This is a genomic window from Enterococcus aquimarinus, from assembly GCF_001885765.1.
GTDB lineage: Bacteria > Bacillota > Bacilli > Lactobacillales > Enterococcaceae > Enterococcus_I > Enterococcus_I aquimarinus.
On sequence record NZ_JXKD01000008.1, the window covers coordinates 1 to 24,310 of the forward strand.

Annotated in this window: 20 protein-coding genes and 1 pseudogene; 1 reads left to right on the forward strand and 20 read right to left on the reverse strand. The window is 40.1% G+C overall.

Features of this window, described 5'->3' with window-relative positions; genetic code table 11:
* Positions 1-39: 39 nt before the first annotated feature.
* The 7 genes and pseudogenes from RU93_RS06770 to RU93_RS06800 all read right to left on the reverse strand — a co-directional run bounded on the left by RU93_RS06770 (position 40) and on the right by RU93_RS06800 (position 6,911).
* Entirely contained in the window at positions 40-1,074 is a 1,035-nt protein-coding gene (locus RU93_RS06770; RefSeq protein WP_071874856.1) for a Gfo/Idh/MocA family protein, read from the reverse strand.
* 448 nt (positions 1,075-1,522) lie between these two features.
* A complete protein-coding gene (locus RU93_RS06775) occupies positions 1,523-2,491 on the reverse strand; it encodes a sugar phosphate isomerase/epimerase family protein (protein WP_071874857.1) in 969 nt (322 codons plus the stop codon).
* A 3-nt stretch (positions 2,492-2,494) separates the two neighbouring features.
* Positions 2,495-3,205: a ThuA domain-containing protein gene (locus RU93_RS06780; protein WP_071874858.1), complete on the reverse strand. Its 711-nt coding sequence runs from the start codon at positions 3,203-3,205 to the stop codon at positions 2,495-2,497.
* Between the two features lies 1 nt (position 3,206).
* On the reverse strand, positions 3,207-3,953 hold the full coding sequence (locus RU93_RS06785; RefSeq protein ID WP_071874859.1) for a sugar phosphate isomerase/epimerase family protein: 747 nt from the start codon (positions 3,951-3,953) through the stop codon (positions 3,207-3,209).
* 13 nt (positions 3,954-3,966) lie between these two features.
* The gene (locus RU93_RS06790) at positions 3,967-5,043 is read right to left on the reverse strand and encodes a Gfo/Idh/MocA family protein (protein ID WP_071874860.1); all 1,077 of its coding nucleotides are present in this window, start codon (positions 5,041-5,043) and stop codon (positions 3,967-3,969) included.
* A gap of 313 nt (positions 5,044-5,356) precedes the next feature.
* A pseudogene (locus RU93_RS06795) lies at positions 5,357-5,973 on the reverse strand (DUF1349 domain-containing protein).
* 413 nt (positions 5,974-6,386) lie between these two features.
* Complete coding sequence (locus RU93_RS06800; protein WP_245785384.1) at positions 6,387-6,911, reverse strand: VanZ family protein; 525 nt, start codon at positions 6,909-6,911, stop codon at positions 6,387-6,389.
* A 229-nt stretch (positions 6,912-7,140) separates the two neighbouring features.
* Between RU93_RS06800 and RU93_RS06805 the strand changes: the two genes are divergently transcribed.
* Complete coding sequence (locus RU93_RS06805) at positions 7,141-7,329, forward strand: hypothetical protein (RefSeq protein WP_071874861.1); 189 nt, start codon at positions 7,141-7,143, stop codon at positions 7,327-7,329.
* A gap of 237 nt (positions 7,330-7,566) precedes the next feature.
* Here RU93_RS06805 and RU93_RS06810 read toward each other — a convergent pair whose 3' ends face one another.
* From RU93_RS06810 to scrK, 13 genes are all read right to left on the reverse strand, one after another.
* Positions 7,567-8,889, reverse strand: coding sequence for a glycosyltransferase family 2 protein (locus RU93_RS06810; RefSeq protein WP_071874862.1), 1,323 nt, complete (start codon positions 8,887-8,889; stop codon positions 7,567-7,569).
* A 1-nt stretch (position 8,890) separates the two neighbouring features.
* Positions 8,891-9,352 (reverse strand): hypothetical protein, encoded by a 462-nt coding sequence (locus RU93_RS06815; protein WP_071874863.1) that lies wholly within the window; start codon positions 9,350-9,352, stop codon positions 8,891-8,893.
* 658 nt (positions 9,353-10,010) lie between these two features.
* Positions 10,011-10,946, reverse strand: a complete 936-nt coding sequence (locus tag RU93_RS06820; protein WP_071874864.1) for a nucleoside hydrolase — start codon at positions 10,944-10,946, stop codon at positions 10,011-10,013.
* 11 nt (positions 10,947-10,957) lie between these two features.
* Positions 10,958-12,031, reverse strand: coding sequence for a BMP family lipoprotein (locus tag RU93_RS06825; protein ID WP_071874865.1), 1,074 nt, complete (start codon positions 12,029-12,031; stop codon positions 10,958-10,960).
* 772 nt (positions 12,032-12,803) lie between these two features.
* Complete coding sequence (mglC, locus tag RU93_RS06830) at positions 12,804-14,033, reverse strand: galactose/methyl galactoside ABC transporter permease MglC (RefSeq protein ID WP_071874866.1); 1,230 nt, start codon at positions 14,031-14,033, stop codon at positions 12,804-12,806.
* A gap of 1 nt (position 14,034) precedes the next feature.
* A complete protein-coding gene (locus RU93_RS06835; RefSeq protein ID WP_245785385.1) occupies positions 14,035-15,549 on the reverse strand; it encodes a sugar ABC transporter ATP-binding protein in 1,515 nt (504 codons plus the stop codon).
* Positions 15,550-15,658: 109 nt separating this feature from the next.
* Complete coding sequence (locus RU93_RS06840) at positions 15,659-16,729, reverse strand: galactose ABC transporter substrate-binding protein (RefSeq protein ID WP_071874868.1); 1,071 nt, start codon at positions 16,727-16,729, stop codon at positions 15,659-15,661.
* Positions 16,730-16,912: 183 nt separating this feature from the next.
* A complete protein-coding gene (locus RU93_RS06845; RefSeq protein WP_071874869.1) occupies positions 16,913-17,962 on the reverse strand; it encodes a galactose ABC transporter substrate-binding protein in 1,050 nt (349 codons plus the stop codon).
* 12 nt (positions 17,963-17,974) lie between these two features.
* Positions 17,975-18,916, reverse strand: coding sequence for a substrate-binding domain-containing protein (locus tag RU93_RS06850; RefSeq protein ID WP_071874870.1), 942 nt, complete (start codon positions 18,914-18,916; stop codon positions 17,975-17,977).
* Positions 18,917-20,719 carry a cache domain-containing sensor histidine kinase gene (locus RU93_RS06855; RefSeq protein WP_071874871.1) on the reverse strand — a complete coding sequence of 601 codons (1,803 nt, stop codon included), beginning with the start codon at positions 20,717-20,719 and terminating at the stop codon, positions 18,917-18,919.
* Positions 20,720-20,729: 10 nt separating this feature from the next.
* On the reverse strand, positions 20,730-22,346 hold the full coding sequence (locus RU93_RS06860) for a response regulator (RefSeq protein ID WP_084131260.1): 1,617 nt from the start codon (positions 22,344-22,346) through the stop codon (positions 20,730-20,732).
* 123 nt (positions 22,347-22,469) lie between these two features.
* Positions 22,470-23,333 carry an AraC family transcriptional regulator gene (locus RU93_RS06865; protein ID WP_071874872.1) on the reverse strand — a complete coding sequence of 288 codons (864 nt, stop codon included), beginning with the start codon at positions 23,331-23,333 and terminating at the stop codon, positions 22,470-22,472.
* 37 nt (positions 23,334-23,370) lie between these two features.
* Positions 23,371-24,243: a fructokinase ScrK gene (gene scrK, locus RU93_RS06870; protein ID WP_071874873.1), complete on the reverse strand. Its 873-nt coding sequence runs from the start codon at positions 24,241-24,243 to the stop codon at positions 23,371-23,373.
* Between the last annotated feature and the right edge of the window lie 67 nt (positions 24,244-24,310).

The window sequence follows — 24,310 nt, forward strand, 5'->3', positions numbered from 1 at the left end:
TTAAAAGAGACTTTTGGGTCAGCCTCTTTTTGCTATTATTTATCTCCCTGCTACGGCAAACATTTCATCGATTAATGCAAGGACCTGACGGACTTCGGCATTTTTGACGATTGGTTCTTTGCCTTCACGAATCACTTCATAAAGGTTTTCGTAGAATGGCACAAAATCAGCGTGTCCTTCTGGTAATGGAATACTTTCCATCGCTTCTTCTGAAGGAGGTGCCATGGTTTTTGTCAGACCAACACCGGCTTGGATTGCTTTTGGTGCGCTGACGTTCTCAGCATTTGTGGCACGAATCATTTCACCTTGACAATCCCAATCGTCAATTTTAGCGGTTCCTTCCATTCCTTTGACATACCAACGAGGAAGTTTTGTGTAATTGCTTGTTCCAACTTCGACAATGGCACGCACACCATTTTCAAACGTAATATACGTGAAGAAACCATCATCAACTGGATCACCTAAAACGTAACTAAAGTCTACATTGAATGATTGAATCGGACTGTCAACTAACCATAGTAATTGATCGAGTAAGTGAACGCCCCAATCAAGCAGCATTCCGCCGCCATGTTCTTTTAGATGGCGCCAGTCGCCTGGAATGCCGTTCGCGCCTTGAACGCGTGATTCAATTTGGAAAATATCGCCAATTGGTTTTGCTTGATACATCTCACGAACCATGAGGAAATCAGGATCCCAACGACGGTTTTGGTGCACCATGAAGGTCTTTCCTGTCTCTTTTGCAACTGCGAGGATTTCATCTAATTCTTGGACTTTCATCGTGACTGGTTTTTCACAAACGACGTGCTTGCCTGCTCGTAAAGCGGCAATCGCTAAGTCTTTATGGGAATCATTTGGTGTCGCGATTAACACCACTTCAACTTTTTCATCCGCTAAAACAGCTTCAAAGCTTTCGTATGTTTCTAAACCCGCTTCTTTGGCCGCTTCGATACGCTCTGGAAGAACGTCATAAGCACCTGTTACGGTTAATTTATCATTTTGTGCAGGGATGATTGTATTGCCATGGTATGAACCCATGCCACCGTACCCCACAATTACTACGTTAATTTTTGTCATGTGAAAAACTCCTTCTGTCATTTACCCAAAAAATAGACTTTGACAATCGTCACAGTCTTTTTTTGGAGGGGATTTGTCTTTTGATTAAGGTTAGGCGTGGCCTGTTCTTGCGGCAACTTCAGTAAAATGAGTCAATCGAAAAACCACGATTGCTTCATTTTCCTTCCAGTTGCTTAGAGCAAATCGGCCTTGCTAACACCTTTTATTGACGGGTTAGGCGTGGCCTGCTCTTGCGGCAACTTCAGTAAAATGAGTCAATCGAAAAACCACGATTGCTTCATTTTCCTTCCAGTTGCTTAGAGCAAATCGGCCTTGCTAACACCTTTTATTGACGGGTTAGGCGTGGCCTGCTCTTGCGGCAACTTCAGTAAAATGAGTCAATCGAAAAACCACGATTGCTTCATTTTCCTTCCAGTTGCTTAGAGCAAATCGGCCTTGCTAACACCTTTTATGCCCACCACATGTCGCTTGGTTGGTCTTTAATCATGATGCTTTGTAAGTTTGTAACGGCGCGGGTTAATCCTTCGTCAACGGACATGATTGGATCTTCATGTTCGATACTTAAGACGTAATCGTAACCGTATAGGCGTAGAGCTGAGATGATATCTGACCATTCTTTTACGTCATGGCCACAACCGACAGAGCGGAAAGTCCAAGCGCGTGTTTGAACGTTGCCGTATGGTTGCATGTCTGTTAAGCCGTACATATTGATATTATCTTGATCGAGATACGTGTCTTTGGCATGGAAATGGTGAATGGCATTTTCTTTGCCAAGGATTTTAATGGCCGCAACAGGATCAATTCCTTGCCACCACAAGTGACTTGGGTCTAAGTTACAACCGATTGCTTTTCCTGCGCCTTCGCGTAGTTTTAGCATCGTATAAGGTGTATGTGCTAAGAAACCACCATGAAGCTCGATTCCGATTTTGACACCGGCTGCTTCAGCGTCTGTGTTGATTCCTTTCCAATAAGGGATGAGTTTTTGGTCCCATTGATAATTGTAGTTGTCTTCATACTCCGTTGGCCACGGTAACACTGGCCAGTTGACTTGTGTATCTGTTGCATTGCCGCCTGCGATTCCGGAAAATCCGTTGACAACCGGAACGTTCATTAAGCTTGCCAATTTGATGGTTTTGCGTAAGAGTTCATCCGCTTCTTGAGCGACGCTTGCGATTGGTGAAATTGGATTGTTGTGACAACTTAAGGCAGAAATCTCAAGTCCTTTGTCAGCTAATTTCGCTAAATATTCTTTGCGTGCTGCGCTACTTGCTAAGAGTGATTCAATGTCTAAGTGCGCATTGCCAGGATAACCTCCTGTGCCGATTTCGACTGTCTGCAAGCCTTTTTTGGCAACAGCATCAATCATTTCTTCAAAACTTAATTGGTTAAATAATGGCGTAAATACACCTAATTTCATCGATTATACATCCTCTCTTGCTTGATAGTGTCCGTATGTCGGATACGTATTTTCAGTTGGTGCACACCAACGAATCGCATTTTTAATGACTTTTTGAACTTGTTCGTTGTAATAACTTGGGTACGTCTCATGTCCTGGTTGGAAGTAAAAGACTTTTCCGTTGCCCCGACGATACGTACAACCACTACGGAAGACTTCTCCCCCTGGGAACCATGTCACGAAAACAAGTTCGTCTGGTGCGGGGATATCAAAGTGTTCGCCATACATTTCTTCTTGTTCGAGTTCGATCATTTCACCGACCCCTTCCACAATTGGATGGCTTGGATTGACGTTCCAAATGCGACAATGTTTGCCGTCTTCACGCCATTTTAAGTCACAACTTGTCCCCATTAATTTTTTGAAAATTTTAGAAAAATGACCTGAGTGAAGCACGATTAACCCCATGCCTTCTAGAACGCGTTGGTGAACGCGGTTGACAATTTCGTCTTGAACTTCATCGTGAGCAACATGTCCCCACCAAAGTAAGACGTCGGTTTCGGCTAAGACTTCTTCGGTTAACCCGTGTTCTTCTTCATCTAAAGTTGCGGTACGAACGGTAAATTCTTCCCCGATAAAGTTCGCTAATTGACCATGAATGCCTTCTGGATACATTTTTTGAACTTCTTCGTCTGTTTTTTCGTGACGGTATTCGTTCCATACAGTAACTTGAATCATCTCAACGACACTCCTCTATGATTTTATGTAGTGCTTGATAATTTGCACGCATCGCTTCCATTGGTGTCAGTGCTTGGAACGCTTCTTGTTCCACGATTAGCCAAGGAAGTTCGAAGGTTTTGGCTTTTTGTACGTACTCGACAATTGGCAAGATACCCTTGCCTATTTCGGTACTTTCTTTTGGTTCAGCTTGCATTTCTTTGATATGGAGCAGTCCGACTGCGGCTTTTTGCGCCTCCAACCAAGCATCCACGTTTTGTTCGGCGTATTGTAGCCAGTAAACGTCGACTTCCAGTTTTAATCCCGGTAAAGCTGTTGCTAAGTAAGCTACCGCATCAAAGTCCGAAATACTCGTAAACTCATGGTCATGGTTATGGTAATACACTGTGAATCCTTCTGCTTGTAACGTTGGAAGGAGTGTCTTTAATGTCGCGGCAAAGTCTTCCCATCCTTTTTTATCAGGAAACGTCGCATAGGGAATGACAATGCGCGTATTGCCGATTGCTTTTTCAAAGGCAACCGTTGCGTCAAAATCGTCCACTAATTTTTCGTATGGCACATGTGAAGCAGCCACCGCTAAGTCTAATTCATTTAATAAATCACGCACTTCTGTTGCGCTAAGGCCATGATAGCCGGCGAATTCGACGCCGGCATATCCTGCCTTTTTGACTTCTCGCAACGTATTTCGAAAATCTTTTTCACAGTCTTCTTTGATACTCCAAAGTTGTAAGGCAATCTTAGGCTCCATGTTTTTCGCTCCTTTAAAAGAATACTGGTGCATTGGTTTTAGAAGATTCGTAAATCGCTTCTAAAATTTCAGTTACAACTAACGCTTGTTCTGGTTTTACGACTGGTTCGGTGTCATTGATGATGGCATCGACCCATGATTGCGCTTCTAAGACTTCTTTACTGATTCCACTACCGTCGTAGAAAGCGACGCCGCCTGTTTCTAATTCAATTTTCTTCTCATATAATAAGCCACGGTCTTCGCCATTGATGGTTAATCCGTCATTCATATCTGCGCCGCCTTTTGTTCCAAATAGCGTCGTTTTCGATTCTTTCACATCTAAGCTGTTTAATGCCCAACTTGCTTCTAAATAAATGGTTGCGCCATTTTCCATCACCACAAAACCAAAGGCAGAATCTTCCACCGTGAATTCAGCTGGATCCCAAGGTCCCCAAGCATTTGCTGCATTTTCCGTTTTCGCTAATTCATGATACGTTTTGCCAACTACGTATTTTGGTTTGTAGTTGTCCATCATCCATAAAGTTAAGTCTAATGCGTGTGTACCGATATCAATTAACGGGCCGCCACCTTGCGCTTCTTCATCTAAGAATACACCCCAAGTTGGGACTGCACGACGACGAATTGCATGTGCTTTAGCTGAATAGATTTCGCCTAATTCGCCGGCAGCACAAACTTCTTGTAAGTAACGAGATTCTGTTGCAAAACGGTTTTGGTAACCGATTGTTAATTTTTTGCCTGTGCGTTTTGCGACTTCAATCATTTCACGCGCTTCTGCAGTGGTTTTTGCCATTGGTTTTTCACACATTACGTGGTTCCCTGCTTCTAAAGCGGCAATTGAAATTTCTGCATGTGAGACATTCGGTGTACAAACATGAACGACATCTAAGTCCATCGCTGCTAACATTTCTTTATAATCGCTAAATACTTGGCTATCTGCTGTACCGTATTGTTCTTGTGCTTCTTCAGCTCGCTCTACCACGATGTCACAAAAAGCCACCATTTCAACTTCTTTTACTTGTGCCAATGACGGCAAATGTTTACCACGGGCGATTCCGCCACATCCGATGATTCCAACTTTTAATACTGTCATGTGTTATTTCCTCCTGAAAGCCTTTTTATTTGATACTCTTATTATAAGCAAAGGCTTACAATCTTTCTTCCCACCTTTCATCCATAAAATTCCTGGATATTGCCTTTTGGAGTCTTTTTCATTTTTATAGTCAATAAAATAACGAATAAAACCCAACGAAAATGAATGACACCATTTTCGTTGGGTTTCGCCGATTTTCAGGATCCGACACTACTTTTATTTGACATAAATACCTATGGACGGTCGAATCCGTTTCCTTTCAGAAATACTCTGTTTTAACATAATGCTAAGAATCTATTGCTCAAATGAACCTTTATTCCGATACATTTCCATCTGGCGCTTGCCCGTCATGCGCTAACCATTGACACTCTGTTATTTCCATCTCTGTAAATACTGCTTTAAAGGATGAATCTTCTGGACTACAAGCATAAATACCAAATTGAATTAAACGATTCCCTTTCCACATGTGGAATATGCGCATCTGACTATAATGAATGCATCAATAGATGATTCTATACAATAATCATCCGCTCTTCGACTAAATCGATACCACATTGAATTAATCGATGCATCAATAACTGTAGTAGCCCAATCAGAATAACCATTATTTGTCACAACACTTCCTAAATGTTGAAAATCTTCATTTTCATATTCAACTGAACCTTTAAACCAATTTTCACTATCTAAATACATCACGACTCCACATTGGTCAAAACGATGATTGCTTTCAAATTCCGTTTTTACGATAAAAGAAAAATATTTTTCTTCCGTATTCATTTGCAAAACAGGCGCATTGTCATTCTGAAAGTTATAATAGGTTCTTTGCCATAAATCAGTGTGAGGTTCTGTCATCATTTCGATTTTATTCTCAGTAATAATATAGTTTTTAGGTTCTCTTAGCCATTTTAAATCGCTCACATCAAACTTCATTCTTCTTCTCCTTTTTTGAATTTAACAGTGTTCGTAACGGAACACCGTTAATAAAAAACGTCCTCATGTATTTCCATGAATTATTGAAGTTAACATACAATTAACAAAGCATGGATTGACGATGAGGTAACTAGAGAATAACATAAAACTATCCAAGGAACACACACTACTTATACGGAAATATCAACTGAGCTTGTCAATGAGACTCAATGGCATGGTGATAATCGGACTGTCTAATTGGTTTAATCCAACATCATTTCTCCAAATCTGCTAGTCCCAGATACCGTAGCCTAGCTCATTATTGATCACAGATTAGATAGATTGAATAACGCCTCTCATCCGAAAGCTGGCTATCATCTACTTGAAATATACGAATCAAATAGAAAAAAATAAGCTATTCGAAATGGGTTCATTTAAGAATAAAGTTTAAACTTATGAAGTAAAGAAGTTTCGCTAGTTAATACTGTTTTAACTAATAGGTAACCTAAAGCAGCTCCCATTGTATTTACGACAATATCGGCAACATCCGCACCACGCCAACCACCTAAAAAGTAGTTGGTTAAAAATTGGAAACATTCAATTCCGAGGCTAACGAAGAAACTTAAGAGAACTGCTCTAACGAAAGTAGCATTTTTTTTAAATAAGAAATAATAAACAGATAATGGAAGCAACATCAGCAGATTGGGTAAAGCAGAAAAATCAAGAACAGGATCAAAATTAATCAGACTCAACCAAGGCGTTTGATTAGCATATATCCCCGTTTGGATTTGAAAAGGAAAAAAAGTCAAATATAGAACCGAAAAACAGTAAAAGACAAAAGAGTAAATCGTGATTTTTTGATACATTGTAAATGATTTATTTCTCGTCATTCTCATGATATAGAGTCCCGTTAAAAGAAAAAACGGAATTAGAATAAAGCCGGACACAGTTAATTGCATGTTTACTACCTCTTTTCATCGTTAAGATAAAAAGAGTATACGCTATTTTTTGATCTTATCAATCAGCCTGTAGAAGTAGGTCATACTACATCCTCCCATTCTTTTACATGCAAACTACAAAAAAACACTCTTGCTAAAACCAATTTTAAGCTCCATCATTTTATCTCAATTCATTTGTATGTTACGATTTAAGTAACAAAAGCTGAGTCATAGATAAGGTGGTGATAGAATGAAGAACCTTTTAGTACTCTCAATTTTAGGGATGGGGTTAACTGGGGCAATCCTAATTTTCTCAGTTGCTTTATTATTCAACCCGCCAATCGGGAATGGATTGAAGATTGTTACTGCTGCTTCACTAACAGCTTTCGTTCTCTTCACTATTTATGCTCTAGTCCTTCGCCGACGATTAAATCATTAAGAAAAATCTACTGCACAAGGAAAATAGGCACTTTGGTACATAATAAAAATAGTGTTGTTTTACTATGTACACTTAAAAAAGTTGCTCCTTCGTAATAAACAGGGAGCAACTTTTTTAAGCTGTATCATTGTGATGGCGATGGAAAAATAGCCTCTTACAGCAGACAGTTTTCCGTCTTCATTCTATAGGGTTTACTTGAATAATCGCACTAGCTTACTTGTGAGGCTTCTTCTCCAGTTATTCACTTACGAAATCACCATCATTCTGTCTCTCTGGACTTTGCCAAGTACCGTCTCCGTGTCCTAGTATTGTTCTTATAGCCGGAATAAACGTCGTCACGATCGTGAGTGCGTTCATCATCCAAAATAGTAACATGTAAAATGGCGAAAAGAGAAAATATTTAAGTTTCTTACCGTGATTATCGATGATCATACTAATGCCTAGTTGCAGGACTCCAGCAATCATTTCAAAGCTAACGAAAATCGCGTTCATTGTCAGCATCCGATAAACTCGTTCCATATCTCCCTCCATCAAAGAATGGAGTAGTAGTACAATAAATAAAAAAGAAGCGAGCCAAAAGACAAATGACCACATGATACTTAACGTCTGGTCAATAAACATGACTGTCCGTCCAATATGTTTGAAGGGATTTTGCACGATTAATTTAACATTCGTCAGCCAAACTTCTGTCCCTCCTTTAGCCCAACGTCTGCGTTGTCGATAAAGCATCCTCAAGCTTTCCGGTACCTCCATATAAAATAAAATATCCGGGGCAAACACCGCTAACCAATCTTTACATTGATGATCCCAAGCGATACTGATATCTTCTGTTGCACGATCTTGACGAAATAGGCCCACGTCGATGAGTGCTGCTTTGCGGTACATTGTATTGGCACCGCTATAGGCGTAGAGACTTCCTAAAACACCGGCTTGCGTTCTTTTAATGATCCCAACAATACTTGAAAATTCAACGGTTTGGGACTTCCCTAATATGGTTGTGCGATTTTTCACATCCATATTCGCAGTCACTGCTGCGATATTAAATGATTCTTGTTTGATAAAATAATTGATATATTTCCACAGTGCATCCGGTTCGGGTACCGTGTCAGCATCATTACTTAGAATAAACTCTCCTTTAGCAAACGCAACACCTACATTGAAAGCATGTGCTTTTCCTTTATTCTCTTCAATTCGAATCACTCGCAACTTTTCATATTTTCTCATTAACGTCTTGAGTATCTCCGGTGTTTTGTCAGTAGAGCCATCATCGAGTACTAATACTTCATAATTAGAGTAGTTCATTTCGGTCATTAAATAGTTAATCGTATGATTAATAGTAATCTCTTCATTATGTGCAGGAACCATAATCGTAATCATTGGTTCAATTTCAGTGGGAATGTCAATCCACTCCGTTTGTTTATGTTTGAATAAATATTTATAGTAAAGAACGCCAATAAACCAAGATAAACTCCCTATAATTGGATAGGTCATCAGTATTAACAATAAAAGCTTTAAGATAACATCAATAAGGGATTCGCCTGAATGAATAAAAAGAAACATCTTACTCTCCTCTTTTATTAAAAATTTCAGTAATGTCATTATTCGCTATATTTTTTTCAGCTGAAACAATATAGAATTGAACATTTTTTCGAAAGTCTTTTTTTCCAAAACGGTGATCATAATATTGTTCTAATGCTTCATTATTTTTTTCAATTCTATTTTTATTAATCACTATTTTTTTCTTTAGAACATTTTTATATCTATGATTATTCCAAATCGTTAGCAGTAAAAACGAAATCGTTATCACTAAAATGACGATCGTAAAAAATAGCAAGAAAAATTTCAGTGTCTTCTCATAGAAAATACCGGGGATAAGCAACCAACAAAAAGTTGAAACAACAATCGTCCATCCAACGATCGTTAAGATACCTTGGCGTACTTTTAACATCACACTCCCACGATTAAAAAACTTATCAGAAACTAGAATCTCATCCATCTTTTTTCTAGAAACTTTTTGTTTCATCATAAACAGCTCCTTTATCTGTATTACCATCTAAAGTATCAATTTATTTTTTTATTTTCACACTAGTGGTACAGCGATATTTCACTAATTCCCTCATTTATGAATCTCTATACGAAAAAAAGTCCTTTAGACTGAATCTAGGATAACTTATCCAAGACCAATAAAAAGAACATCCAAATGGAGAAGCAAAAACAGCTTCTCATCAATCATTTTCTTCGATCCATCATCATGACTACGCAACAGAAACAAAGTAACTTTTTTGATCATCTCTCCAATGAAATCACTCTCTTAGGGCTAAAAAGAGCGTTTCACTGTCTCAGGTTCGAAGATATTTTGCTTCAGAACATTCTTTAAAATAGCATCGATGCACCACGAGTGATTATTTCTATTTTGAGTAAACAATTGCTTTTTTCAATAAAATAGTATAATAACCTCCATAAAAATTTTCAAGTATTTTTGTTGTGGATCCCGATTAATCGCAAGCCCCAAAATAGACTACTCGATCATTATTGATTCTTTCACTATTCTCCCCATTGCTTCCCGTAATAATAACCTCACAAAATCGCCTCAAAGGCATTGCGAAAAGACTTGAATAGTAGCAAAAAAAATCACACGATTAAGAAAGGTCGTCTCTCTTAATCGTGTGATTTTGATTCAATTAACCTTGTCTTGCAAGATCAGTAATATATTCAAAGAATGCCTCGCGATCAACGTCGTGGACTAGATTAACCGGTCGACCAGTTTCGTCTGGATACGTTTGGCCTTGGCTGACGCCGTGCGCGTGAACTTTAGAACGTACGACTTCTTTTTGAATCAAGGATTCCTCGCCAAAAGCAACGGCAGTTAAAACGTCCCATAAGAAGTACGTCGAATTGGTTTGGAAATGAACGAGTGGGGGAACGATTGCATACGCTTGTCCTAAGAAATCGATGCCTTCATCTTTTCTTTTTGACGCCCACATTTGACGAATATCATTGGTTAAGGGCACTTTATTCGTGCTCTCAAGTGCGACTAAATCAATTTCAATCGTTGATTCCCAGACACGTGCCACCGCTTCTGGATCCCAAAAGGCATTCCACTCTGCTGTTCCGTCATGTTCAGGTTCTTCAACGTTGCCTTTTTCAAGGAACGTGCCACCCATCCAATAGAGTTTATTGATTTTTTCTTCGATCGTTGGATCCACGTCTAATGCCCGTGCTAAATCGGTTAATGGACCGACAAAGACTAAATCAATTTTTTCGGTTTGTGCTTTTAATGTTTCAACTAAGTGGAGATGGGCCGGTAAATATGACACAACAGTCTCCACTTTGCCACTTTCATTTAAAATTGGTAATGCATCGACTGTGAAGGCATGCATGCGCCAATCTTTGGGAAAGGGATTTTGGGGTCTAGAATTTGAAGCGGAAACCGTAATTTTTTGACCGTGTCCAAATTTATCAATAATTTTTTGACTTGCTAAAACAGCAGGCTCTAAATAACAATCGGCTGGAATCACGCCAACAGCGACGATTTCGACTTCTTTCATTTGGAGCATTAAAAATAATGTGACTAAGTCATCGACTCCGCCATCGTGATTTAAGTAAACTTTACGCATGGGTGTTCTCCTTACTTCACTGTATTTTCGACGGTGATTTCACCATCAATGATTGCTTGACGCGCTGTTTCAACGGCTGCTTGGACTTCTTCTGAAAGCTGACCTTTGGTAATTCCCACACCATTCGCTTCTAAACCATAGACAATGTGCTCGCCACCTGGGAACGTTCCTTCATTCGCTTTATTCGCTAAGTCTTTGACTGTTTGACCAACTTGTTTCAAAGTAGACGTTAAGGTGAAGTTTTCTTCTTTGCCGTCTTTTTTGTAATAGCCATCTTCCGTTTGATCACGGTCAACGCCAATTACCCAAACTTTTTTGTCTTGTGATTCATTGATTGATTTTGCTTCTTGGAACAAGCCATTTCCTGTTGCACCCGCTGCTGCATAGATGATATCGATACCTGATGCATACATTGCTTGTGCGATGGCCCGTCCTTTATCTGGTGCATCAAAAGCGCCCGCATATTGAGAAACAACGGTAATTTCTTTGTTTAATGCTTTCGCACCATCCGCGACTCCTTGACGAAATCCTGCGTCAAATTCTTCTACGACAGCTACTTGCACGCCGCCTAAGAAGCCGATTTGATTCGTTGTTGTCGTGTATGCTGCAGAGAGTCCAGCTAGATAAGCTGCTTCATTTGATTGGAAAGTCGCTGATACCACATTATCGATATTCTCAATAACTTCATCCACCATGACAAAATGGATATCTGGATTGGCTTTAGCTTGTTCTTCAACTGCTGAGACAAGTTTGTACCCAATACCAAAAATTGTTTCAAAACCTGCATTTAACGCTTGATCAATGTTCGGAATATAATCCGATTCATTCGAAGATTGGAAATATTGATAGCCGGCATTGCCTTGTTCAAGCGCGTGCTCTGCTCCCCACTCAACCATTCCTTCCCAAGCCGATTGATTGAATGAACGATCATCGACACCGTTCGTATCGGTAATTAAGGCTGCCGTTTTAACAGCGCTGTTGCCTTCTGATTGGGTGTTCGATTCAGTTGATGCGCCGGCACTACCACATGCGGCTAATAACAGCGTACTTGCTGTGAATAATAAACTCATTTTGCTAAATTTCATGAATGATTTTCCTCCTAGAATCGTTAATTGTCTTTAATTCAGAACTAAAAACAAATTATTTTTCTTTTTTATCATTTAAATCCACTGAAAACCGTACAATAAAAATGACTACTTGATGAATTATACTGATTCACAAACATTTGTAAAGTTATTTCAGTTAATTCTTATATTTTTCATGAAATTTTCATCTAAAAATAAGCTAAAACCGAACATTAAATCAACGGAAGGGGTTTATTGTCGTTTTATCTGCGATTAAGTCAAAAAAAGAACAGTGTGGATTACACACTGTTCTTACTTGTTATTCGTGGTTGTATAACTTTTAGTGTTGATGACTGATTTCAGTATCTTTCTTCAACACTTTATTTAGGATAGTTTATTTTTAGCGATGATGGGCTCATCACTAAACTATTTTCTTTTATCATTTCTTTCATTTTTTACAAAATATGCAACAAAATGAGATTAGGCACTAGCGAACCGGAGAAAAACGCCTTGTGTCGGCTGCGTCAAAAGACGAAATGTGAATTACTCTAGGTTCGTGCTTCAGCACTTACCTAGAGTTTGAAGCTTTCGAGCTGAACGTCACGCAGAGGCCTGATACTGTATCCGTAACTCGCTTTGCTCGAACGGCTTCAGCAACTCTAGGCTCGAAGCGGTCTCGTAGCCCTCACACAAGGCGATTTTTCATAGGGTAGCGTGAGATTCCAACAACACCATTTGGTGAAGAGCCTATTTCGTTTATCACCCTCAACTATTTTTGGTTTAAGATTGGCAATTAGTTTTTACGGTGTTTCATCAAATCAATCGCCACGGCTACAGCAATGATAATTCCTTTGATGACTTGTTGCCACATTGGACTAACGGCGATGAACTGCAGTCCGTATTGAATGACGGTGAAGATTAAGACCCCACTGACAATCCCACTGACTTTCCCAACGCCCCCACTTAAGGACACGCCCCCTACCACACAGGCGGCGATGGCATCCAGTTCATAAGAGTTCCCGTAGTTATTGGTGGCACCTGCTGTCCGAGCGGCTTCTAAAACCCCTGCAATTCCATATAGGACGGCAGCTAAAATGAAGATGCCCATCGTTGTTTTGAAAACATTCACGCCTGAAACAACAGCTGCTTCACGATTTCCGCCGATCGCATAGACATTTTTACCAAAAACGGTTTTATTTAAAATAAACCAGACGAGTAAAATGAAGAGAATGGCAATTGGGACTAGAATTGAAATACCTGGGAAATCCCCAATTTGTAGTAATTTCTTTTGTCCGAGGATCACAAAGTCTTTACGAATCCCACCGATTGGTTGCGATTTGTTCGGTTCCATATCAAAGTATAGGGAAGTCACGCCGTAAACAATAACGGAAACGGCTAAGGTCGCAATAAATGGATGCATGCCAAACTTCGCGACAAGGAACCCATTTAGTAGTCCAAAAATCGCAGTGGCAATCACCGCAATAATAATCGGTAAAATAACCGGTAACATTGGTAAATCCGGGAAAAAGCGATTCGCGTAGTCGGGATTTTGTAACATCGACGTTGAAACAACGGCCGCTAGTCCGACCATCCGTCCCGCTGAAAGGTCTGTTCCGGCAATTAATAACGTAAAACAAATCCCTAAGGCTACAATCATTTTGGTGGAAGACATGGTTAAAATATCGAGCAGCACGTTTAACTGCATAAAACGTGGTTCAATGACCATAATGACAACGACTAACAGCAATAAAGATAAAATAATCGCATTATTTAATAAAAAGGTCTTCGCTGTTTCTTGTGAAATTTCGACTTCCCCATCGCGATACTTTCTGGCAAACATTTGATTACTACCAAAGTACAGCGCACCCGCACCGACCATTCCTACATAAATGGCTAATTCATAAAAAACATTTGGGTTTAAGGTGTACCATAAGACCACGGATAATGCTAAAATGACGGCCCCGACAATCGCAAAGAATAAGCCGAACTGTTTTCGAGGCAAAATTTTGACTTGTGTTTCCATATTATAACCCCTCACTTTCTTCCAATAAATCAGGTTCTTTTTCGGCAAAACGGGTTGCGTAATCCATAATTTGGACCGAATCGGCTTCGCTTGCTTCGAGAATCCCTGTCACGCGTCCTTCTGCCATGACCATCACTCGATCAGACATTCCGAGTAGTTCTGGCATTTCTGAAGAAATCATAATAATCGATTTCCCCGCTTCGACTAACTTATGCATAATCGTATAAATTTCAAATTTCGCCCCAACATCAATGCCGCGCGTCGGCTCATCTAAAATTAAAATATCAGGATCCGTTAATAACCAACGAGCGAGCAACACTTTTTGCTGGTTCCCCCCTGAGAGATTTCGAATCAGTTCCTCCATATTTGGCGTTTTTGTTCGCAACTCGCGATTGGCTTTTTCCGCTGCTTCTAAGCGTTCATGATTATTTAAGACACCCGCATGGGCATAGGATTTTTGATTCACAATGACCGTATTATCTAAAATCGATAAGACGCCAAAAATCCCCGTTGCACGCCGTTCTTCTGTTAATAGAGCAATCCGATTTTGAATGGCATCTTTTGGATGACGAATTTTAAGTTCTTTGCCGTCTTTTTCAAGGCTGCCTGAATGAATGCCACGGAGACCAAAAATCGCTTCGACCAGTTCCGTTCGTTGCGCGCCAACGAGTCCGCCAATTCCTAAGATTTCGCCTTTTCGAAGTTCAAAGTTGACCTTTTTAAAGGATTTTGGATCGTTTGCGGTTAATTCGTGACACTTCAACACCACTTCCGTTGATGGAGTATAGTGTTTTTCAGGGAAGCGTTGCGTCATGTCGCGTCCGACCATCTTTTTAATGATTAAATCGGTGGTTAATTCTTTGGCGGGCCAAGTCCCTACGTACTGGCCATCGCGCATAATGGTGACATCATCGGAAATTTTTAGAATCTCTTCCATTTTGTGCGAAATATAAATAATTGCGACGCCACGATCTTGTAACGAACGAATAATCTTAAATAAATGCTTCGTTTCATTTTCCGTGAGAGATGACGTTGGTTCGTCCATAATAATAATTTTAGAATGATAGCTCACGGCTTTAGCGATTTCGACAAGTTGTAAGGTCGAAGGGGACAACGATCCCGCTAATGCCTCTGGATCGACATTTAATTCTAGTTCTTTAAATAATTCTTCCGTCTTACGAATCATCTCCTTGCGATCGACCACGATGCCTTTCATTGGAAAGCGACCTAACCAAATATTTTCCATCACGGGTCGAAACGGGATTGGATGCAACTCTTGGTGAATCATTGACACGCCTAAATCTAACGCTTGTTTGGAGTTCATGATTTCTTCTTTTGTGCCATCCAAAATAATTTCGCCACCATCTTCATGGTAAATCCCAAAAAGACATTTCATTAAGGTGGATTTTCCTGCACCATTTTCACCCATTAAGGCATGAACGGAACCTTTACGAACAGTCAAACTAACCCCATCTAAGGCTTTGACTCCTGGGAATTCTTTTACGATGTTTTTCATCTCTAATATGACATCAGACATACTCCCATTCCCTTTCTCTTTCGATATTTTCGATAAATGATTGAAGTTGAGCTAAAAGTGAATCACCCTTTTAGCTCAACTCACTTCATTATTCCATGAACTCTGCGTAGTTATCTTTCGTTACTTTCACATAGTCAATCCAAATGTATTTGCCATCTGTGACCGGGTAACCAACGTTTTCTTCGTTAATTTCTTTACCGTCCATCACCGCTTTTGCGACATTAATCGTTGCTGTTCCTTGGTTGACTGCATCATTTAAGACTGTACCAAGTAGTGAGCCGTCTTTCATCGCTTCAAGAGCAGGTGCTGTTGCGTCAACGCCAACAACTGGCATGAATTTCGCTGCATCGCCTGTGTTATAGCCTTCTGCTTTTAATGCTTCAATCGCACCGAGTGCCATGTCATCGTTATTCGCAATGACCGCTTCAATCTTGTCAATACCTTGACCTGTAATGAACGATTTCATTAAGTCCGTTGCTTTTGCTTTATCCCACATCGCCGTATCTGCTGCGAGTTTTTCTGTTTTAAAGCCGGCTTCTTCAATCGCTTGAATGGAATATTCCGAACGTAATGTCGCATCTTGGTGTCCAGGTTCGCCTTGTAACATGACATATTGGATCACACCATCGCCATTTTTATCGGCATCTGGATTTGCTTCAAAATAATCAGAAATAATTTGACCTGATTGGATACCAGACTGTTCAGCTTTCGCGCCGACGTACCATACTTTATCGTAACTTTCCATATCTGCTGTTTCAGGCTCACGGTTGATAAAGACGATTGGGAGTTCTGCCGCTTTCGCTTTTTCAATAATTGGACCCGCTGCAGTGCGGTCAACAGGGTTAATCGCTAAGGCATTTACCCCTTTTGTAATGAACGTATCGACTTGCTCATTTTGCGTCGGTTGTTTGTTTTGGGAATCCACTAGTTCTAACTTGACGCCGCTTGTATTCGCTGCTTCCGTCATCGCCGTTCTTACACCCGTCATGAAGGTATCGTCAAACTTATAGATTGCACCACCGATTAATTGACTTCCTGCTTCTTGGCTACCGCCATCGCCAGAACCTTCTGCACTATCGCCGCCACGACTACCACATGCGCCGAGTGTTAATACTGCTGATAAACTGACAAGTCCTAAAGCAAACATTTTCTTTTTCATTCGTTGTTGCCTCCTTTGTTTTCTTAACACCACTAGTATATGAAACCGCATCCAATAAGAACATAGGATAATTTTAGATGATTTAGTGAAATTTATGGAATCGCTTTTTCAAAAAGTTCTGCTCACACTTTTTAAGAACGAATCGAAAAAAGCATCCGAGCATTGATCGATGCTCGGATGCTTTTACTCTTTGGTATCACGTTCGTTTGTTTCGCGTAAATAGATTTGGTGGCTGACCCAAACATACTGATTGGTGTAATCGGGTAAGTAGGCCTCAATGCGATGTCCTTGACTCGTCACATAAGCTAACGTTAAAAGGTCTTGGGCATAGGTTTGGTAATCATTGATAATCGTGCCCAGCATTCTTCCATCGTTTACGGCCTCGAGCCCTTCTTTCGTACCGTCGATTCCGACAACTTTCGGTTCGTAGGCAAGTTTGGCATCCCGAATGGCTTCAAGTGCTCCAAGAGCCATCTCATCGTTATTGCTAATCACCAGTTCAATTTGCTGAGGATACTTCCCTAGCCATTCGCGTAAAAACTCTTTGGCTGGCTGACGCATCCAATTCCCGACACCGCGTGCGAGTCGTTCCACTTCAATTCCTTCATCGACAATCGCTTGAATCGAGGACTCTGTGCGGATCAAGGAGTCTTGATGGACTTCTTCGCCTTCAAGCATCACATATTGGATTTTTCCATCTTGATTGTGATCAATCGTGGCTGGCTGCGCTTGAAAGGATTGCCAGACAATTTGACCCTGCATCTCGCCGGCTTCTTGGGCTTTGCTCCCAATATAGTACGCTTTACGCCACTGCTTTAAGTCTGTGGGAATCGGTTCGCGATTAAAAAAGATAATCGGAATATCGGCTTGTTTGGCTTTATCAATCAAGCTTGATGCAACAGTTCGATCGACAATATTGACCGCTATCACGTCATAGGATTGACGAATAAATTCATCAATTTGCGTATTTTGAATCGTTTGACTATTTTTCGCATCGACAATTTTGAGTTGCATTTTTTGCGAAAAACGATCGGCTTGTTTGACACTTTCTTCTTCCAAAGAGTGACTCACAGCAGAAATAAATTCATCATCCGCACGATACAAACTGACGCCAATTTTCAAAGATTGTTTCGGTAGACGTTCTTGTGCAATCGATTTTTCTTTGCCATTTAAAAACAACACACTCGCTGTTCCTAGGAACAAAAGACTTAAGATAATTTTCCAGTTTTTCAAATGGTTCTCCTCCTACTGAATCAATGGGAATAACAACTTTTGATTATCAGGATCAAATAGACTTTCTTTTGTCACAATGAGACTTGTAATCGAGGGAATCCGTATTTCTTCCCCGTTGACTTGTGCCATCAGTTGGCTCACTGCCGCGTAACCGACGGCAAATTGATTACTCACACTTAGTCCTTGAATCACCCCTTGATCGACTAAATTTAACAAGGGATTCGAAAAGCCAAAACCGTATAATTGCATCGCGGCTAACTGCGGTTGATTCTTCTTAAGTTTGCCGATTGTTTCACTCAGTTCACTTCCGAGACAAACGATGGCAAAATAATCGTTTCGTACGACTTGTGACATTAGAGTAGCTTCTAAATCCTGATCAGCAAGCGATAATTGATCATAAGGAATCTTTTCTGCGTTAAAATAATCGATTAATCCTTGTTGATTAGCAGCTTCTTGGGCATAAAGATTGGTTGGTTGAACGACTAAAATCGGTTGATTGGCATCATTTTCCTGCTGTATTTCTTCCGCTAAGCGCTGGCCCATTTGATGATTATCGGCAGTTACAACCGGGGTTTCTAAGGGCTCTTCTACTGAATGATTCACGAGTACTAACGGGATGTCGCCAACCACGTCATTAAAAACGGTTTCATTTTCTGGTTCTAATACGATACCGGCACTGTCGTTTTCGATGTCTTGACGTAAGCGTAGCTGTTTTTCTTGCATGGTTAATTCCTCTTCAAAACTGGCAAACGCTATTTCCACTTGCAAATCAATCGCGGCTTGCTCCATCCCTTGTTTCAATGGATTATGCCCATTGTCATCAAACACATTGCGTAAATACGCGGTGACATGATACTCGCGCGGCGTTGCGGGGCGCGTTAGCGTATAGACCAATGAAAAAAATAATAATACGCCACTAAATACTAATAATAGATTCCGTAAAGTCTCTTTCATTTAGTCGCCACCTTCTTGTAATGGTTGGAATGGTAAGTGAATGCGAATCAAGGTCCCTTCATCCGGTTCACTATAAACTTCTAAGCCATATGCTTTGCCATAAAATAATTTAATCCGTTCTTCCACATTCGAGTAGCCAATGCCAGAGCCTTTTTTTCTCGTGGTTGTTGGCGTCCCTTCTTTCAATTGTCGCAATTGTTCCGGTGTCATCCCAGGACCATTATCTTCAATATCAATATAGATGTCTTCTTTGAATCGATACGCACGAATTTGAATTTCCCCTTCTTCATACATATAATCCATGCCGTGATAAATCGCATTTTCGACGAGTGGTTGGACAATGAGCTTAATCGTCGCAGCATTTTCGATGGAAGGATCGACCGAAAGATGGTATTCAAATTTATTTTTATAGCGTATTTCTTGAATCATCAAATAACTTTTGACATGGCTGAGTTCATCCGCTAAGGAAATAATATTCTTCCCTTTACTTAAACTAATTCTAAAAAATTTCGCTAAAGCGGTAATCATCGTAATCGCACCTTCGTAACGGCCACTTTCAATCATCCAAATCGTTGAATCTAAGGTATTGTATAAAAAATGCGGATTGATTTGCTGTTGTAAGGCATTCATTTCTTTTTCTCGCATTTGTTCTTGTTGCGTCACGATATCTTTCATGAGGCGCTGCATGGTATACGCCATCGTCATTAACGTTTTGGATAAATGTTGGATTTCGTAACTGCCTTCAACTGGAATGTCGATATCATAGATGTCTTGCTCCATCCGCGAAACCGCGATTTCCAATTGACGCAAGGGATTGGTGACGCGTTTACTAATCAACAAATTAATGCTTAAGATAAACAAACTAACAATGATCGCGATACTCCATAGTAGCAACTGATTTTGAAAGAGCGTCGCCCGCATTTCAGATACGGGCGTTACCCCCACAATTTTCCAACCAGTATAGCCCATCGTTTTAACGGTCACGATCCGTTTTTCGTCTTGAAAGACTTCATTATGGCTCCCTTCGCTATAATTGGCCGCTTGATGGGTGTTTTCTAACATCAAACCGCTATTAATCAGCTGCTGTCGTGGATGGTAAATCAATTGACCATCAGGTGTCATTAAGTAGACATAGCCTTTACTACCAAAATTGGCATTTAAACTAATTTTTTCCATCCCAGAAAAGTTCATATTCACTAACAGCACCCCTCTTTCAACGACCCCATCATTCATCAGTTCGACCGAGCGACTTAAAGACACGACCCAGTGATACGTATTATTCATGGGTAAAAAGAGATTGTCGACGGTTGGTTTGGAGAAATGAACATTTTCAATTTGTTGATTCGCTTCGATAAACCAACTTTCTTCTAATGGATTGGCATCTGCTTTTAGTTGATTAATCGGCGCACTATTAACAAGTGTTCCGTCATTTTTAAACACGGCAATCGTGGATAAAATACTTTCGTTTGCGGAAAAGAGTAAACTTAACTCACGATTGATTGCGCTTTGGTTTTTACTGATATCACCGTCTTTTAAGATTTTATAGTACACCGTGTTGGAAACGCCCATTAAGCGATGGATATAATCATCCAAATTTAAATTCACTTGATCGAGCATTTCCATACTGGACGTGCGCGTCATTTGTTCGGTCGTCAGAGAAAATTGTCGCATGTAGCCCGCTGTAATCAATAAAATAGCGGAAACAGACACTAACGTAAAGGTTGATAAGAGCGTGAACTGCAAGCCTTTACGATAAAAAAAATGGGTAATCGCGGTCACGAAACGGGTGATTTTTTCTTTCATCGCTTCACTCCTAGACGCTCGTTAATTGCTTACGATATTTGGAAGGCGACAAGCCATAATGCTTTTTGAATACGTAACTAAAATAATTCGGTTCACTATAGCCGACTTTTTCGGCAATCATATAACTTTTATCCGTCGTGGTCTCCAGTAAATAAACGGCTTGCTTCAAGCGTTCTTCTGTTAAAAATGAGACAAAACTCTGACCGGTTTCTTTTTTAAATATAGAAGAAAAATAGGCGGCACTCAGATAGAGTTGCTGACTAATTTTTTCAATCGACAACTCTGGATCTTTGTACGATTCTTTGACGAGTAGTTTCGCTTTTTGAATTAACGCTTTTCCTGAGTCATTCGTTGTCAACTGGATTTCGTGATTTAATTGTTGCGCTTTTTCAAAAAACCACGTCATCATTTCGTCTAGTGAGACTTTATCTAATCGTTCGACCCGTTTAATCATGTCTTCTCCAAATACGACAATCGGATCAAATTCATACGTATTGGCAACGCGTAATAATAACGTCACGTGCTCTAATAAAAACACTCGATAATGCGCTAAGGAGAGATGGTGCACTTGAATTTTGTCAAACATCTCTTGCACAAACTTTTGTAACTGTTCTTTTGTCCCCAATTTTAAAACGTGCATTAATCGTCGTTCTTCTTTTTCTGTCAAAATCAGGATGGTTGGTGGCTTTTGTACCACGTCTTTAATATACGTTGTGAACCAGGCTTGGCGATCGAGTCGATAGCTGTACGCTAACGCATCTTGCGCTTGTTGATAGGCCATGGCGAGTTGCGTTAATTCTGTCACTTTTTGACTGACGCCGGCGACCACCGTACTGCCATTGATTCGACCCGATTCACGACAAATTTCATTGACTCGTTTTAATAACTCATTCATATCAAATGATTGTGTGAAGGCTGCGATTGAGACAATGTATTCACCAAAGATAAACGTATCATTGGCACTTAACGTCGCTAAGTTCTCGGTCACAAATTGTTTGACCGCTACTAAATACAATTCTTCTTTTCCTTTAAAATGACGATTTTCTTTAAACGAACCAATATCAAATAAGATGACAGCATACTCTTGTGCCTTTGGTAACGAAAAACTCTCACGTTGCTGATCCATGCGTTCTGGCGTTAGAAGGCCACTTAAACAACTAAGTAGAAAACTTTGTCTAAGAAGCGGTAAATTGTCTTCGAAATCTCGTTGTAGTTTCGCAATGTCACGCCGTTCTTGTTTTTCTTGATCCATCTTTTGCTTGAGTGAAACTAAAACGGTGATTAAATCTTGCGCAGAAAACGGCTTAAGTAAGTACTCTGCCACATGCAAAGAAACCGCCTTTTGCGCGTATTCAAAGACGTCATAACCAGAAAAAACAATAAATTTTGACAGTGGTAATAGTGAACGCGCACGTTCAATTAAGGCTAAGCCATCCATAAAAGGCATTTGAATATCGGTGATAATAATTTCTGGATAGTCCTTTTCAATGATATCTAACGCTTCTAGGCCGTTTTCAGCAGTCCCGATAATTTTGAATCCTAATGTTTCCCATGGAATCCGTTGCGCCATCCCTTCACGGATTTCTGCTTCATCATCGACTAATAAGACTTTATAATAGTGTGTCAAACAACCACTCCTTTAATAAACCGCTTTCATTTTCGTTTTTTTAAATCATTCTTCTAACGAGCAGTTCCCACCAGTAATCGTTATACCATCACTGGTGGCTGTTCTTTACTCGTCAATTCCTACTTATTGATTCATCTTCTTTTGATACTGTAAGGGCGAAATGCCAGTGGTTTCTTTGAAAACATGATGGAACGTTTTAACACTAGAAAATCCGGCTTTTTCTGCCACATCAATCATTGGAAGTTTTTCATTCGCAAGAATGAATTTCGCTAAATTAATTCGATACTCGGTTAAAAATTGGACGAAGGTCTGCCCCGTATTTTTTTTAAAGAAACGGGTGAAATAATACGGACTGAAGCCGACATATTTCGCCACGTCTTCAATGGTGATCGTTTCTTGATAGCGATTTTCAATGTATTCAAATACTTGATTCAACCGTTCAAGTGTATCTTTGCGATGAATCGTATTCGGTGTTTTTTTCTTCTTTTGCTCGGTCCGTTTAGGCAAACAAGCATAGCACTCAGCGACTAAGCGCGCCAAGTTCGCTAATACGAAATAATTTTTACCCGTCGGTTGTTGCGTTTCGAATTGATAAAGTTCGACTAACAATTCGGTCATTTTCACTTGAAATGCTGGGTCCCAATTACGACTGTGTCTTTCACCTGCCGCAAATAAGTTCAGTAAACTTTCTTCGGTTTCTCGTAAGAAAGATTCATCAAAAAATTTTAAATCAAATTGGTACACGTAGCGTTCACTGTCGGGTGAAGCTAAAAAGTAATGGGGTTCACCACTGGCAAAGAAAAAGATTTCTCCTTCTTGCAGTTCGACGACCATATCATCGACGCCAATTTTGACTTGTCCACGACTTGCATAAATGATTTCAATCTCCTTATGCCAATGCGGATAAACGATTGTCATCCCATCATTTAAAAAAGCACGATAAGGAAATTGGAGGTTCAACTGTGGAATTTCTAGATACAAACTCATCACTAGTCCCCCTTATCCAATGGATTCATGTACAGAATTAAGCGTCAGCCTTTGCTTTTTGAGCAAGAGCTAAGCAACCAATTGTGCCAGCATTATCTTCTAATGCAGGTGTCACAATATACTGCGCTAATGGCGGTGTTGCAACATAGCCTTTCATTAAACGCTCGAAAGCCGCATGGACTTTTTCCATCATATGACGTTGTTTCATCACGCCACCACCAAAAATAATCACTTCTGGTGCAAACATCAATGTCGTATTGTACGCACATTGGGCAATGTATTCTGCTTCAATCGCCCAGAACGCATCATCTTCAGGAATATCTTGCCCTTTACGTCCCGTTCTTTTTTCAATTGCTGGGCCAGCTGCCATGCCTTCTAAACAATTGCCATGGAACGGGCAACTTCCTGCAAAATCATCGTCTTCATGTGGTACAACTAGTACGTGTCCCATTTCAGGATGGCTGAAACCTTCGATGAATTGACCATTTTGAATAGCACCCGCTCCGACACCCGTACCGATTGTATAATAAACCACACTTGATAAGTCTTTTCCATGACCGTAAGCGTATTCGCCGTACGCTGCAGCGTTTACATCTGTGGTCCAAGCCATTGGCACATCAAACGCTTCTTTCATTGCGCCTAAGAAGTTATAGTTTTGCCACGCTAATTTCGGTGTAGACGTAATAAATCCATATGTTTCAGAAGTTGGACGAATATCGATTGGTCCAAATGATCCAATTCCAATGGAAACGAGTTCTTCTTTATATTGATTAAAAAATTCGATGACTAATGCCATTGTTTCAGCAGGTGTCGTAGTTGGATAACTCACACGTTCTAAAATTTCTAATTTTTCATTCCCGATAGCACAAACGAACTTCGTGCCGCCTGCTTCAATTGATCCATATAACATGATTGATTTCTCCTTTTATGCTTTAATAAGTCTATTTTAAAGAGATTACTTCAATAAAGCTAGCCCT